Annotated in this window: 15 protein-coding genes; 8 read left to right on the forward strand and 7 right to left on the reverse strand. The window is 49.8% G+C overall.

The window, feature by feature from the left end:
- Window positions 1–875 precede the first annotated feature (875 nt).
- The 5 genes from oppA (at window position 876) to oppF (ending at window position 6,427) form a co-directional block, all read left to right on the forward strand.
- Complete coding sequence (gene oppA / locus Z042_RS15255; protein ID WP_024910820.1) at window positions 876–2,513, forward strand: oligopeptide ABC transporter substrate-binding protein OppA; 1,638 nt, start codon at window positions 876–878, stop codon at window positions 2,511–2,513.
- Window positions 2,514–2,595: 82 nt separating this feature from the next.
- Window positions 2,596–3,516 carry an oligopeptide ABC transporter permease OppB gene (gene oppB / locus Z042_RS15260; protein ID WP_024910819.1) on the forward strand — a complete coding sequence of 307 codons (921 nt, stop codon included), beginning with the start codon at window positions 2,596–2,598 and terminating at the stop codon, window positions 3,514–3,516.
- A 12-nt stretch (window positions 3,517–3,528) separates the two neighbouring features.
- Window positions 3,529–4,437 carry an oligopeptide ABC transporter permease OppC gene (gene oppC / locus Z042_RS15265; RefSeq protein ID WP_024910818.1) on the forward strand — a complete coding sequence of 303 codons (909 nt, stop codon included), beginning with the start codon at window positions 3,529–3,531 and terminating at the stop codon, window positions 4,435–4,437.
- A gap of 11 nt (window positions 4,438–4,448) precedes the next feature.
- Window positions 4,449–5,432, forward strand: a complete 984-nt coding sequence (gene oppD / locus Z042_RS15270) for an ABC transporter ATP-binding protein (protein WP_024910817.1) — start codon at window positions 4,449–4,451, stop codon at window positions 5,430–5,432.
- Window positions 5,429–6,427 carry a murein tripeptide/oligopeptide ABC transporter ATP binding protein OppF gene (oppF, locus tag Z042_RS15275; protein WP_024910816.1) on the forward strand — a complete coding sequence of 333 codons (999 nt, stop codon included), beginning with the start codon at window positions 5,429–5,431 and terminating at the stop codon, window positions 6,425–6,427. Before oppD ends, oppF begins: the two co-directional genes overlap by 4 nt.
- Window positions 6,428–6,491: 64 nt before the next feature.
- Here the strand turns inward: oppF and Z042_RS15280 are convergent, their stop codons facing one another.
- Together Z042_RS15280 and cls are read right to left on the reverse strand one after the other, a co-directional pair.
- A complete protein-coding gene (locus Z042_RS15280; RefSeq protein ID WP_024910815.1) occupies window positions 6,492–6,815 on the reverse strand; it encodes an HI1450 family dsDNA-mimic protein in 324 nt (107 codons plus the stop codon).
- Window positions 6,816–6,871: 56 nt separating this feature from the next.
- Complete coding sequence (gene cls, locus Z042_RS15285; RefSeq protein ID WP_024910814.1) at window positions 6,872–8,332, reverse strand: cardiolipin synthase; 1,461 nt, start codon at window positions 8,330–8,332, stop codon at window positions 6,872–6,874.
- A gap of 288 nt (window positions 8,333–8,620) precedes the next feature.
- On the opposite strand from cls, the gene Z042_RS15290 reads away from it, so the two are divergent.
- Entirely contained in the window at window positions 8,621–8,797 is a 177-nt protein-coding gene (locus Z042_RS15290; protein WP_024910813.1) for a YciY family protein, read from the forward strand.
- Window positions 8,798–8,844: 47 nt separating this feature from the next.
- Here the strand turns inward: Z042_RS15290 and Z042_RS15295 are convergent, their stop codons facing one another.
- Both Z042_RS15295 and Z042_RS15300 read right to left on the reverse strand, forming a co-directional pair.
- Window positions 8,845–9,336, reverse strand: coding sequence for a Dps family protein (locus Z042_RS15295; protein ID WP_024910812.1), 492 nt, complete (start codon window positions 9,334–9,336; stop codon window positions 8,845–8,847).
- 148 nt (window positions 9,337–9,484) lie between these two features.
- Entirely contained in the window at window positions 9,485–10,969 is a 1,485-nt protein-coding gene (locus tag Z042_RS15300) for an MFS transporter (RefSeq protein ID WP_024910811.1), read from the reverse strand.
- Between the two features lie 122 nt (window positions 10,970–11,091).
- Here Z042_RS15300 and Z042_RS15305 point away from each other — a divergent pair, with 122 nt between their 5' ends.
- A complete protein-coding gene (locus tag Z042_RS15305) occupies window positions 11,092–11,649 on the forward strand; it encodes a TetR/AcrR family transcriptional regulator (RefSeq protein WP_024910810.1) in 558 nt (185 codons plus the stop codon).
- 115 nt (window positions 11,650–11,764) lie between these two features.
- Here Z042_RS15305 and Z042_RS15310 read toward each other — a convergent pair whose 3' ends face one another.
- Window positions 11,765–12,061: a YciI family protein gene (locus tag Z042_RS15310; protein WP_024910809.1), complete on the reverse strand. Its 297-nt coding sequence runs from the start codon at window positions 12,059–12,061 to the stop codon at window positions 11,765–11,767.
- A 278-nt stretch (window positions 12,062–12,339) separates the two neighbouring features.
- On the opposite strand from Z042_RS15310, the gene tonB reads away from it, so the two are divergent.
- The gene (tonB, locus tag Z042_RS15315) at window positions 12,340–13,086 is read left to right on the forward strand and encodes a TonB system transport protein TonB (protein ID WP_024910808.1); all 747 of its coding nucleotides are present in this window, start codon (window positions 12,340–12,342) and stop codon (window positions 13,084–13,086) included.
- Window positions 13,087–13,146: 60 nt separating this feature from the next.
- Here tonB and yciA read toward each other — a convergent pair whose 3' ends face one another.
- Window positions 13,147–13,572, reverse strand: a complete 426-nt coding sequence (yciA, locus tag Z042_RS15320) for an acyl-CoA thioester hydrolase YciA (RefSeq protein WP_024910807.1) — start codon at window positions 13,570–13,572, stop codon at window positions 13,147–13,149.
- 60 nt (window positions 13,573–13,632) lie between these two features.
- Entirely contained in the window at window positions 13,633–14,172 is a 540-nt protein-coding gene (locus tag Z042_RS15325) for a septation protein A (protein WP_024910806.1), read from the reverse strand.
- Between the last annotated feature and the right edge of the window lie 190 nt (window positions 14,173–14,362).

Below are 14,362 nucleotides of genomic sequence, written 5' to 3' on the forward strand. Positions count from 1 at the left end.
TTTCATCTTAACCGGCTTTGGGAGGATATTCAGTGAGTGTTTGGCCGCATCTCGTAAGCCATCGAACACCGCTTAATTTACAGTCTGAATTATTTTTTAATAGATTAAATTATATATTCTTATATTTTAATAAAATCATCTGACTTGCTGAGTTTCTATTCTTTTCGTTATGTGATGTAAGTTGGGTATTATTGCCTGATAAAAAACAAGCATCATCATTTTGATTACTAATCAACAAGTTAAATAAAGCCGTTTCAGCTTGTTGCTGGTGTATTTGTTGTTAATTTAGCCACATTACTCCGTGAGGCTTGTTTCCACTTCATCCAGATGTTATTAGTGATAAACCGCGTATGAACAGATGTTTATTCTTTGAACAAGTTTATTGCTAACGAAAAATTTTTTGGAGAAAGATTGTACTGCCAAGATAAGTTAGGCTTTGGTGGGCGAGATAAATTTCATAAATAAAATCATGTCATTAAAATACTCACGCACAAGCAGCCTGATGCCTGGTAAGAATGAGCCTTACGGCTATTAATTTATTTAAATTCTAATATGGCTAAATGGGGCTGGTTGGTGTGGGGGAGCAAACAATAATGTGATTGGCTAATAATTCAGCATTTATTGTTGTTTATTACCGAGCGCAATGTGCGCCGGATCAAACCTTCGATAGGTGGTTTTACCGGAAAATAACTCTTTGACTACCATTGATGTGAATAATTTTTAGTAATGACGAGTATGTCTGATGCTGTTAGCGGTAAGTAATACAGAGAAAGGCTGCATTGCGCTCGCGCCGCAGTGGTCAGCTAAAATCCCCGGTTAACGGGCAACGTAGATCCTAGGGTGGCTCTGCGATAATAAAAACTGGAGTTTTAGAGATGATCCATATTACAAAAAAATCACTCCTGGCTGCTGGCATTATTGCTGCACTGGGCATTACAGCAACCGGAAGCGCAATGGCTGCTGAGGTGCCAGCGGGGGTGCAACTGGCAGACAAACAGGAAATCGTTAAAAACAACGGCGCAGAAGTGCAGTCCCTTGATCCGCATAAGATCGAAGGTGTGCCGGAAAACAACGTGACTCGTGATCTGATTGAAGGGCTGACCAACACCGACACCAAGGGGGCGATTGTGCCAGGCGTGGCGGAAAGCTGGGACAATAAAGATTTTAAAGTATGGACGTTCCACCTGCGCAAAGACGCCAAATGGTCGAATGGTCAGCCAGTAACGGCCCAGGATTTTGTCTATAGCTGGCAGCGAATTGTCGATCCGAAAACCGCATCCCCCTATGCCAGCTATTTGCAATATGCGCATGTAGAAAATGCTGAGGACATTATTGCCGGTAAGAAGGATAAATCCACCCTGGGCGTGAAGGCGATTGACGATCACACTTTCCAGGTCACGCTCACCGAAGCGGTGCCGTACTTGGTCGATATGACCCCACACTATGCCATGAAGCCGGTGAATAAAGAGACGGTGGAGAAGTTTGGCGAGAAATGGACTCTGCCGCAAAATTACGTCAGCAACGGGGCTTATAAACTGAAAGATTGGGTAGTGAACGAACGTATCGTGCTGGAACGTAATCCGGAATATTGGGATAACGCGAAGACGATAATCAATAAAGTGACTTTCTTACCGATTTCCTCAGAAGTCACCGATGTGAACCGTTATCGCACCGGTGAAATCGACATGACCTACAATTATTTGCCGATTGAACTGTTCCAGAAGTTGAAAAAAGAGATCCCGAACGAAGTACGTGTCGCACCTTACGTGTGCACCTATTATTACGAGATCAACAACCAGAAAGCCCCCTTTACCGATGCCCGCGTGCGTGAGGCGCTGAAGCTGGGGCTGGATCGCGATATCATCGTCAATAAAGTAAAAAACCAGGGCGATCTGCCTGCTTATAGCTTCACGCCGCCTTACATCGACGGTGTAAAACTGAATACTCCAGAATGGTTTGGCTGGACGCAGGAAAAACGTAACGAAGCAGCCAAAAAGCTACTGGCTGAAGCGGGTTATGGCCCGGATAAGCCGTTGACTTTCTCACTGTTGTACAACACTTCTGATCTGCATAAGAAACTGGCGATTGCCGCCGCTTCCATCTGGAAGAAAAACCTGGGTGTAGAGGTAAAACTGGTGAATCAGGAGTGGAAAACCTACCTGGATACGCGCCAGCAGGGTAACCAAGAGGTGGCACGTGGCGGTTGGTGTGCTGACTATAATGAACCCAGCTCTTTCCTGAATATGATGCTGTCCAACAGCAGCAGTAATAAATCGCACTATAAGAGCGCAGAATTCGACAAACTGGTTGCCGATGTGCTGACGGTCAAAACCAAAGAAGAACGTGCCGCGCTGTACGAGAAAGCCGAAGCTCAACTGGATAAAGATTCTGTCATCGTCCCGGTGTTTTACTACGTCAATGCCCGGTTGGTGAAACCTTATGTTGGGGGTTACACCGAAACCGATCCGCTTGATAACGTGTACGACAAAAACCTGTACATCATCAAGCATTGATACGGTAAGGGCTGGTGGCATAAGTCACTGGCCCATTTTCAGACGATAAGCCGTTATCAGGCTGTAGCACAGGGTCAGGGCCATGCTTAAATTTATCTTTCGTCGCTTGTTAGAAGCGATCCCGACGTTATTTATTCTTATCACCATTTCTTTCTTTATGATGCGCCTCGCGCCCGGCAGCCCATTCACCGGTGAGCGAGCGTTACCGCCCGAAGTGATGGCCAATATCGAAGCCAAATACCATCTGAACGATCCGATCTGGAAGCAGTACGGGCATTATCTGCTGCAACTGTCGAAGGGCGATTTCGGTCCCTCCTTTAAATATAAAGATTACTCGGTGAATGATCTGGTGGCCTCAGCTTTCCCGGTTTCGGCCAAGCTGGGTTTTGCTGCCTTTCTGCTGGCGGTGGTGTTGGGCGTCAGTGCCGGGGTAATCGCTGCGCTGAATCAGAATACCAAATGGGATTACACGGTGATGGGGTTTGCCATGACCGGCGTCGTGATCCCCAGCTTCGTGGTGGCGCCGCTGCTGGTACTGGTTTTCGCCATTCAGTTGCAATGGTTGCCAGGGGGCGGCTGGAACGGCGGGGCGTTGAAGTTCATGATTCTGCCGATGGTGGCGCTGTCGCTGGCCTACATTGCCAGCATTGCCCGTATTACGCGGGGTTCGATGATTGAGGTGCTGCATTCTAACTTTATCCGCACTGCCCGGGCCAAAGGCTTGCCAATGCGCCGGATTATCTTCCACCATGCGTTGAAACCCGCGCTGTTGCCGGTGCTATCTTACATGGGGCCCGCGTTTGTCGGCATTATTACCGGTTCGATGGTGATTGAAACCATCTATGGTCTGCCGGGGATTGGCCAGCTTTTTGTCAATGGTGCGCTGAATCGTGATTACTCGCTGGTACTGAGTCTGACCATTTTGGTCGGCAGCCTGACTATTTTGTTTAACGCGATCGTTGACGTGCTGTATGCCGTCATTGATCCCAAAATCCGCTATTAATCTGGAGCACGCATGATGTTGACGAAAAAGAACAGCGAAGCTCTGGAAAACTTCAGCGAGAAACTGGAAGTGGAAGGACGCAGTCTGTGGCAGGATGCACGTCGCCGATTTATGCACAACCGAGCGGCAGTGACCAGCTTGCTTGTGCTGGCGCTGATTACCCTGTTTGTGCTCTGCGCGCCGTGGCTGTCGCAATTTGCCTATGATGATACTGATTGGGCAATGATGTCGGCGGCGCCCAGCGTTGAGTCCGCCCACTATTTTGGTACCGACTCTTCCGGGCGCGACCTGCTGGTACGCGTAGCGATTGGCGGGCGTATTTCGCTGATGGTTGGCGTCGCCGCTGCGCTGGTGGCGGTGATCGTCGGCACGCTGTATGGCGCGATGTCCGGCTATCTGGGGGGCAAAACGGATTCGGTGATGATGCGCCTGCTGGAAATCCTCAATTCCTTCCCGTTTATGTTTTTTGTGATCCTGCTGATCACCTTTTTTGGGCAAAATATTTTGCTGATCTTTGTGGCGATTGGCATGGTGTCATGGCTGGACATGGCGCGTATCGTGCGCGGCCAGACCCTGAGCCTGAAACGCAAAGAGTTTATTGAAGCGGCGCTGGTGTGTGGTGTTTCAACCCGTAATATCGTGCTGCGCCATATCGTGCCCAATGTTCTGGGGGTGGTGGTGGTTTATGCGTCGTTACTGGTGCCAAGCATGATCCTGTTTGAATCTTTTCTGAGTTTTCTGGGGCTGGGAACGCAGGAACCGTTAAGCAGCTGGGGGGCATTGCTCAGCGATGGTGCCAATTCGATGGAAGTCTCACCCTGGTTGCTGTTATTCCCGGCCAGTTTCCTGGTTGTTACTCTGTTTTGTTTTAACTTTATCGGCGATGGCCTGCGTGATGCCCTCGACCCGAAAGATCGCTAAGGAGTGCAATCATGAGCAATATTGAAAATCCGCTGTTGTTGGACGTCAACGATCTGCGTGTCACTTTCAGTACCCCGGACGGCTACGTCACGGCGGTCAACGATCTTAACTTCGACCTGCGTGCTGGCGAAACATTGGGCATCGTGGGGGAGTCTGGTTCGGGCAAATCGCAAACGGCTTTCGCGCTGATGGGCCTGTTGGCAAGCAATGGCCGTATTGCGGGTTCTGCGAAGTTTAATGGCCGTGAAATATTGAATCTGCCGGAAAGTCAGCTTAACAAACTGCGGGCAGAAGAAATCTCGATGATTTTCCAAGATCCCATGACCTCACTCAACCCATACATGCGCGTCGGCGAACAACTGATGGAAGTGCTGATGTTGCATAAGAAAATGAGTAAAAGTGAAGCCTTTGCAGAGTCGGTATTGATGCTTGATGCGGTAAAAATGCCGGAAGCGCGTAAACGCATGCGCATGTATCCCCATGAGTTTTCCGGTGGTATGCGCCAGCGGGTGATGATCGCCATGGCATTGTTGTGCCGGCCCAAATTGTTGATCGCCGATGAGCCTACCACCGCGCTGGACGTAACGGTACAGGCGCAGATCATGACGTTACTGAATGAGCTGAAACGTGAATTTAATACGGCAATCATCATGATTACCCATGACTTGGGCGTGGTCGCGGGGATCTGTAACAAAGTGCTGGTGATGTATGCTGGCCGAACCATGGAATACGGCAGCGCGCGCGAGCTGTTTTATCAGCCGAGTCACCCTTATTCAATTGGGCTGTTGAATGCGGTACCGCGTTTGGACGCTGAAGGTGAATCGCTGATGACTATTCCTGGTAACCCCCCCAATCTGCTGCGCTTACCGCAAGGTTGCCCGTTCCAACCGCGCTGCCCATATGCCATGGAACAGTGCGTGAGTGCTCCACCGCTGGCGCGGTTTGGCGAGGGGCGCCTGCGGGCCTGTTTCCAGCCAGTGGAGGCGTTGGTATGACAGTAACCGATAAAAAAATGCTGCTCGAAGTGGCAGACTTGAAAGTTCACTTCGACATTCATGATGATAAACAGTGGTTCTGGCAGGTTCCCAAAACCTTGAAAGCGGTAGATGGTGTCACGTTAAGGCTGTTCGAAGGCGAAACCCTAGGGGTGGTTGGGGAGTCTGGCTGTGGCAAATCCACCTTCGCCCGCGCAATTATCGGCTTGGTGAAAGCCACCAGCGGCCGCGTTGCCTGGTTAGGTAAGGATCTGTTGGGCATGAGTGATGCCGAGTGGCGTAAAACCCGCAGTGACATCCAAATGATTTTCCAAGACCCGTTGGCATCGCTTAATCCGCGTATGACCATCGGTGAAATCATCGCTGAGCCGCTGCGCACTTATCATCCCAAAATGTCGCGCCAGGACGTGAAAGATAAAGTGAAAGCGATGATGATGAAAGTTGGTTTGTTGCCAAATTTGATCAACCGCTATCCCCATGAGTTTTCAGGGGGGCAATGTCAACGTATTGGGATCGCCCGTGCGCTGATCCTGGAGCCGAAATTGGTGATCTGCGATGAACCGGTTTCGGCACTGGATGTTTCCATTCAGGCGCAGGTGGTTAACCTGTTGCAGCAGCTGCAACGAGAGATGGGGTTGTCGTTGATTTTTATCGCTCACGATCTGGCCGTGGTGAAGCACATTTCTGACCGTGTGCTGGTGATGTATTTGGGCCATGCCGTGGAACTCGGCACCTACGATGAGGTTTACTACCACCCGCAGCACCCTTATACCAAAGCGTTGATGTCGGCAGTGCCAATCCCAGATCCAGACAAAGAGAGAGAAAAGCAGATCCAATTGCTGGAAGGAGAACTGCCATCACCAATCAATCCACCGTCTGGTTGTGTATTCCGCACGCGCTGCCCGATCGCCGGGCCGGAGTGCGCCAAAACGCGCCCGCTGTTGGAAGGGAGTTTCCGCCATGCGGTATCCTGCCTGAAGGCCGATCCGTTGTAATTGATATCTGCTACCAATAAAAACCCCTGGCGGTTTTAGCCGGGGGTGTGACAGGAAAGAAACGTTATTCCTTCCAAAAAATATGGCACAGCTTGTGGTCTTTCTCGCGGCAAATTAGCACACGGGCAAAGATATCGTTAATCGGTTCACCGTCGCTGTCTGCCAAGCCAATCACCACTTCGGCAAAGAAATCCGGGTTCAGATCGTAATCGACGTGTTCCTGCCAATCCTCAGCCGGATCGTACAGTTCAGCACCGCCGCGTTCTTCAAATTGCAGGTTGAACAGCAGAATATCTGCCGGGTCCAGATTGTCGCCAGCCAGTTCCAAGAAGATATCGTAAGCCTGCTCAAGCGTTTCATCTTCAGTAAGGCGATTATTCAAATCCATAAAAAAATCCCGATAACAAATGAGTTAGCGCCATTAAACCATGCCCATAACGGCTTTTACAGCAACGGGCTGAAAAAGTAGAACAAACGTTCAACAATGCGGTGCCAGAATGGGCGCTTTAGCCACTGTTGGCCGTCCAGCAGTTGTGAACGGGCGATATAGTCATCCTGTACACAAGCCAGGTCGCTGCCGAAACCGGCATCGTCGATCACCAGCGTGATTTCAAAATTCAACCACAGGCTGCGCATGTCCAGATTAACGGTACCGACAAGGCTGAGCTGGCCATCAACCAGCACGCTTTTGGTATGCAATAAGCCGCCTTTGAACTGATAAATTTTCACTCCGGCCTCTAACAGTTCGGAGAAAAAGGCACGGCTGGCCCAACGCACCATCATTGAATCATTGTTGTGTGGAACGATGATACTGACGTCAACACCACGCTGTGCGGCGGTGCAGATGGCGTGCAGCAGATTGTCACTGGGAACGAAGTAAGGCGTGGTCATAATTAATTGTTCACGTGCGGAATAAACCGCAGTGAGCAGCGCCTGATGGATCATCTCTTCAGGGAAACCGGGGCCGGAAGCGATAACCTGAATAGTGTGACCTCTTTCCTGCTCGAACGGCATGATATTAACGTCTGGCGGCGGTGGCAGAATACGTTTGCCGGTTTCTATTTCCCAGTCACAGGCATAGACGATGCCCATGGTGGTGGCTACCGGGCCTTCCATGCGAGCCATCAGATCGATCCATTGACCAACACCGGCATCTTGCTTGAAAAAACGCGGATCGACCATGTTCATGCTGCCGGTATACGCGATGTAATTATCGATCAGCACCACTTTACGATGCTGACGCAAATCCATACGGCGCAGGAACACGCGGAACAGATTGACCTTGAGCGCTTCGACCACTTCGATCCCGGCGTTACGCATCATGCTGGGATAAGGGCTGCGGAAAAACTGTAAGCTTCCGGCGGAATCCAGCAGCAGGCGGCAATGCACGCCACGGCGCGCGGCAGCCATCAACGACTCTGCCACTTGATCCACCAGGCCGCCTGGTTGCCAGATGTAGAACACCATCTCAATATTGTGTCGTGCCAACTCAATATCGCGGATCAGCGTTTTCAGCGTGCTGTCGGTGGTGGTAAGCAACTGCAACTGGTTGCCTTTAACGCCATCAATACCTTGGCGGTGGTGGCAAAGTTGAAACAGTGGGCGAGCAACTTCGCTGTACTCGGTGGCAAAAACCCGCTGGCTTCCTTTCAGCTCATTCAGCCAACGGGCGGTTGAAGGCCACATGGCTTTGGCGCGTTCGGCACGGCGTTTGCCTAAATGCAATTCACCAAAAGATAAATAGGCCACAATACCAACCAACGGCAGAATATAGATAACCAGCAACCAGGCCATTGCGGAAGGAACGGTGCGTCGTTTCATAAGAATACGCAATGTGACCCCGGCAATAAGCAGCCAGTAGCCGAACACTAGAAGCCAACTGATTACGGTATAAAATGTTGTCATAAAGACGAAAAGTTCCGTTTGTAAACCATTAATAGTGAGTGTACGCACAGAACAGTAAAGGCGAAACCTTTTCCCTGCACTTAAGTGACACAAAAATGATGAATGAAAGGGACTTGCCAGAAACAGAAACCGTATTTTCTTATGAGGTAAACCCAGGTAACGTCCCACAAATAACCACCACGCGGTGTTCATCGGCAATTGAAGAAAACTGGCAGTTTATCGGTGACTTGGATCACTGACTGAAAGGACTATAATGCGCACGGTTAGCATTGGATGAATGAGGGAGCGATGAAACGCAGCAGAAACGAAGTGGGCCGCTGGCGAATGCTGCGGCAGAACCTGCGTCGCAGACACCGTTGGCTGGAGCGCCAAGCATGCAGTAATCGGCAGATTATTCGCGTGCGCCGCCGGTTGGACGATCGGCATCGGCGTGCATTGTTGTTTGTGGTAGCTGCCGAGTGGTAATACAAAAACAGTCCTGTATGGGACTGTTTTTGTTCTCTGCCGAAGGGTTATTTACCCAGGTAAGCGTTGAGCATCCATACCTGTTTTTCCTGCTCTTTGATGTAATCACTCATCAACGAGGAGGTGCCTTCATCTCCGGCGTCAGCGGCTAGTGCCAATAGATCACGCTGCTGTTTCAGCAGAATGGCATAACCATCCAACAACCCGCGTAATGTGCCTTTATCGTCGGTCACGTTGGTATCTTCTTTAATCTCTGCGGTTTTCAGATAGTCACTGAAAGCATGGCGCGGTTGCGAACCCAGAGTCAGAATACGCTCTGCCAATTCATCAACCTTGAGCAGCAGATCGTTGTAGGTTTCTTCAAACTTAACATGCAGTTCGAAGAAGTGCGGGCCAGAAATGTTCCAGTGGTAACCACGCACATTCATATATAACACCTGATAATTCGCCAGTAACACATTCAGAGCGTCAGAGAGTTTTGCTGATTGTTTGGTATCTAGGCCAATATGGTTTTTTGCTGCTTTTTTTGTTGTTGCCATAATAATCTTCTCCTGATTATTTGTTCCGGTAAACACAGTAACTGGATTTATCTCAAGGTTAAAGACGATAACAAGCATCAATATAATCGTTCAAACCAATAATGATAAATCGGTACAGCAAGCTACATCATAGAGCATGAAAACGATTTTAGTGGCGCACTTGCTGACGCAAAGCGAATTTTAATATTCCAGCGCTCAGGCTGACCAACAAGGCGGCAGCAATTAATACGGCAATAAATGCTTGATCAAACGCGGAACGAGCCAGAGAAGTCAGGGTTGCTGCGCTGTCAGCTCCCATATTGCCTGCCAGCCGCAACGCTTCATCAATGCTGTCGTAGGCCAGCTCGCCTACCGGCAGGTTATCGGGCAATACCAGGCTATGGCTGTAGACCGCCGTCATCAACCCTCCCAACAGGGTGATACCCAGTACGCCTCCCAGTTCCCATGAAACATCCTCAATAGAAGCTACCATACCGGCTTTCTCTTCAGGAGCGTTAAGCATGATCGCGGTAGAAGCGGCAGTAATGGCACCGCCCAGGCCAAATCCGATAATAAACAGGCAAATAAGTTGCATAATCAGGTTGCCTTGGTACAGCAGAACGACGCCAGCAATACCCAGAGCGGTGAGAACAAAACCACCAACCAGCATACTGCGTTCGCCATAGCGGGGCATCAGCATTCCGGCTAATGGGCCGGCCAGCGCAGAGGCCAAGGGAATGGGTAAAATACACAGTGCCGCCAGTAACGGGGTCATTCCCAGCACCAGTTGTAATCGTTGGCTTAACACCAACTCAACGCCAACCAGCGCGATCATGGACATGATCGCAACGCCGACGCCGCTGGCAAACATGCGGTTACGAAACAGCGAGAAATCAATCATCGGAGACAGGGTTTGGCGCTGGCGGCGGACAAACAAGGTTAGAAAGAATGTGCCGAACATCATGGCAACAGCAAAGTCATGCAATGAGAAAGCGGGTTTACTTAACTCTTTCAGCGCATAAATTGTGGCGACTAAACCGAGCATGACTTGTAGCGAACCGATCAGATCGCAGGGGCGCTTATTATTGCCGCCACAGTGTGGAATCAGGTAAGCGGCGAGCGGAAGCACCAGCATCACCACCGGTACGTTAATCAAGAATACGGCGCCCCACCAGAAATAGGCTAACAGTGCGCCACCCACCACGGGGCCAAGAGCTGCCGCACTGGAAGCAACAGCGGCCCAGATACCGATAGCCAGTGCACGTTCGCGTTTATCGGTAAATACATGCCGCACAATGGATAATGTCGCAGGCATCATCATGGCGGCACCGGCAGCGAGAAAGGCGCGTGAAGCTATCAGCAATTGTGCGCTGGGGGAAAAGGCCGCACAGAGAGAAGCCAAAGCAAAAACCGGTAACCCGGCAATAAACATTTTCTTGTGGCCGATGCGATCGCTTAACATGCCAGCGCCAGGCAGCAGCCCAGCAACTACTAAGGGATATGCATTTATTATCCACAGTTTCTGTGACGCAGTGGCATCTAATGCCTGGGTTAAACGGGGCAAAGCCGTGTAAAGGACGGTCATATCAGTAATAATTAAAAATAGTGCGCTGGAGATTATTACCAGGATCAACCAGCGATTTTGGGCGTGCATAATCATATCCTAAAAAAACGGATGGCGCGGTTGCGCCACCTTACGGTAACCCACCGATTTCGGCAGTGGTTACTGAAGATATTATAAATCCATACGTATGTATTTAAAAGAGGGATTTCTTAATGGGGCGTCAACGAAGCATTGATCGTGACAAAGTGCTGGATGCGGCAGAGGAGATCGTGGCCACCCAGGGGGCCGCTGGGTTGACCATTGATTCGGTGGCCAAAGCGATGGGGATTTCCAAAGGTGGGGTGCAGTATTGTTTCGGTAATAAAGATGCGCTGATTGACGCGATGTTTGAACGTTGGGGTAAAGCCTATGATACGGTTTTTGACAGCATTGCAGGCAGCGATCCCACACCACTGACTACCGTTCAGGCACATATGCAGGCGACACGCAGCTCTGATCAGGCGTCAAGTGCTAAGGCGGCAGGGTTGATGGCCACGTTGATACAAACACCAGAACATTTGAACAGCACGCGTGAATGGTATCGCAGCCGTATAGCGGGGCTGGATTTGAATACCGAGCAGGGCAGAAAGGCGCGGCTGGCATTTTTAGCCACCGAAGGTGCGTTTATGCTGCGATTCTTTGGTTTTATGGATATTGAGCAGCCAGAGTGGGAAGAGATGTTTGCTGATATGCAAAAGTGGGTACTCAATGAGGTAACTCGGAATGATTGACCTATCGCATTGATAGCTGGTGACGACAACGCTCAAAGAGTATGGTTGCCAAACAAAAAAGATCTTCCCTCGATGAACCCATTTAGCCAGCCACTCCGTGCTGGCTTTTTTTTACCTAAAATACCTGCTTAAACGGTTTTACCGTGACGTTGGCATACACACCAGCGGCAGCATAGGGGTCTTGTTCTGCCCAGGATTCTGCGGCGGCCAAAGAGGAAAATTCTGCGATCACGGTGGAGCCGCTAAAGCCTGCGCTACCAGGATCGTTGCTGTCGATGGCTGGATTCGGGCCAGCAACCACTAACCGGCCTTCGTCACGCAGTGCTTGCAGGCGGGCCAAATGTGCCGGGCGAGCCGCCAAGCGTTTTTCCAGTGAACCGGGTACGTCTTGCGCATAGATCAGATAAAGCATATTTCACCTTTAAAATCATAATCATAGAACGGTGATGTTACAGTAGCGTAAAACCTGTAGTAAGGGAACGCTAATCTATACAATTCCGCGGAAATGTGAATTTAAAGTTAAAAAATAGTGTAAAAACCACAAAAAAAGCTAATAAGCGGTGAGGGCTCTCATCAATTTGCGGGTATTAGCGCCGGATAATGGTGATTAAAGCGATAGTTTGCCTTTCGTTATTGAATATGATTGCTATTTGCATTTAAACTTGGCGAACCAGAGGAAACAGAATCATTATGTCGCTAAAAAAGATGTTCCTTATTCGCCGTTTTTCCGTGCCAATCGTTCTTTCTGTTGGCTTACATAGTGCCTTGGTGGCTACCTTACTTTATGCTTCAGTAACAGAAGTGCTGGAGTTGCCAAAGCAGGAGGATGCCCCTATCAGCGTCATGATGGTCAATATGGCAACGCTGGCTGAACCACCGCCGCCTGCTGCTGCAGAGCCAGAACCTGAACCTGAACCGCAGATAGAGCCGGAGCCAGAACCGATCCCAGAGCCGTTGCCTGTGCCAGTCGCGATCCCGCTGCCTGAGCCTGAAAAACCCAAGCCGAAGCCAAAACCGAAGCCAAAGGTTGAAAAGCCGGTGAAACGCGAGGTGAAAAAAACCGAACCGCGTGAACCTTCTCCTGTCGAAAATGATTCGCAGGCGAAACCGATTGATAAAGCCTTAGTCAAACAAGCACCTGCTGCGCCAGTAACGGGCAATTCGCGCGAGTTGGGGCCGAAAGCCCTGAATCTGTCGAAGCCGATCTATCCGCAGCGTGCATTGGCGTTGCAAATTGAAGGTAAGGTAAAAGTGCAGTTTGATGTGGACAGCGACGGGCGTGTAACAAATCTGCGTATTCTATCGGCGGAACCGCGCAATATGTTTGAGCGTGAAGTGAAACAGGCGATGCGCAAGTGGCGTTACGAAGCTAAAGTGGCCCAGAATCTGACGAAAACCATTATTTTCAAAATGGATGGTTCAACCGATCTGAACTGATTACCTCAACGCAAAAAGCCGCCTTATCCATTTGGCGGCTTTTTGCTGTTCCACATTTACTTATTCTTTGCAATCGGAGCGGAAATTCGTTTTACCGTCAGGAAGAGCGCGGGGGCTGCCTGCTGCATCTACCGCGACATAGGTGAACACCGCCTCCGTAGCACGGTAGCGCTGGCCGATAGGTGAAGAAGACACTTTTTTCACCCACACTTCAATATTAACGGTAATGGAACTGCGACCAGTACGGATACAGTTGGCATAACAACAGACCACATCACCCACTGCCACTGGCTTCAGAAAGGTCATACCGTCAACACGCACGGTAACCACACGGCCCTCGGCAATTTCTTTAGCCTGTATTGCTCCACCAATATCCATTTGCGCCATCAGCCAACCACCGAAAATATCGCCGTTGGCGTTAGTATCCGCTGGCATCGCCAGCGTGCGCAGCACCAGCTCACCGCTGGGTAAAGATTGTTGTGTCATCACGGCCTGCTTTATCAAAAAGGAATCACGTCGTATTGCCCACGCTAAAAAACGCGGGTATTACTTTTTTTGTTCTTCTGGCATGTGCCGATAGATGTAGATACCGCTCAATAAGGTAAACACCAGCGTCAGCACGGTCAGGCCAAAGACCTTAAAGTTCACCCAGACGTCTTGTGACAACCAGAATGCGACATAAATATTGGCCAGGCCACAGGCGATGAAAAAGATTGCCCAAGCAAAATTGAGATTGCTCCATACCCTATCCGGCAACGTCAGTTCTTTACCTAACATGCGTTGGATCAGCGGTTTTTTTAGTACCCATTGGCTGATCAACAGTGCCAGTGCGAACAGGGTATAAATGACGGTGACTTTCCATTTGATAAACAAATCATTGTGGAACACCAGCGTCAGGGTGCCAAAAACGGCCACCATCGCGAAAGTGATCAGCGTCATTTTCTCGACTTTGCGGTATTTGAACCAGGTAAAAATAAGGGCTAGCGCGGTGGCCGCGATCAAAGCACCGGAAGCCACGTAAATATCGTAGAGCTTATAAAAAGCAAAAAAAACAATAAGTGGCAGGAAATCAAGAAATTGCTTCATAAATCAATCCATCAAAGGTTTATCGGCCGACTATACCGGATTCGGCGGGATCTGTGTACTGCGGCAAAGGGCTGATTATCGGTGTTTGGCCACTTGATTACCGCTCATTGTGCCGGAATTTGCATAAACTTACGATTCTCATCGCCAGTGGTTGCTTTGTGTGGTTTGTACATCGCATAGTAAACATAAT

It is taken from the genome of Chania multitudinisentens RB-25 (genome assembly GCF_000520015.2).
Lineage (GTDB): Bacteria > Pseudomonadota > Gammaproteobacteria > Enterobacterales > Enterobacteriaceae > Chania > Chania multitudinisentens.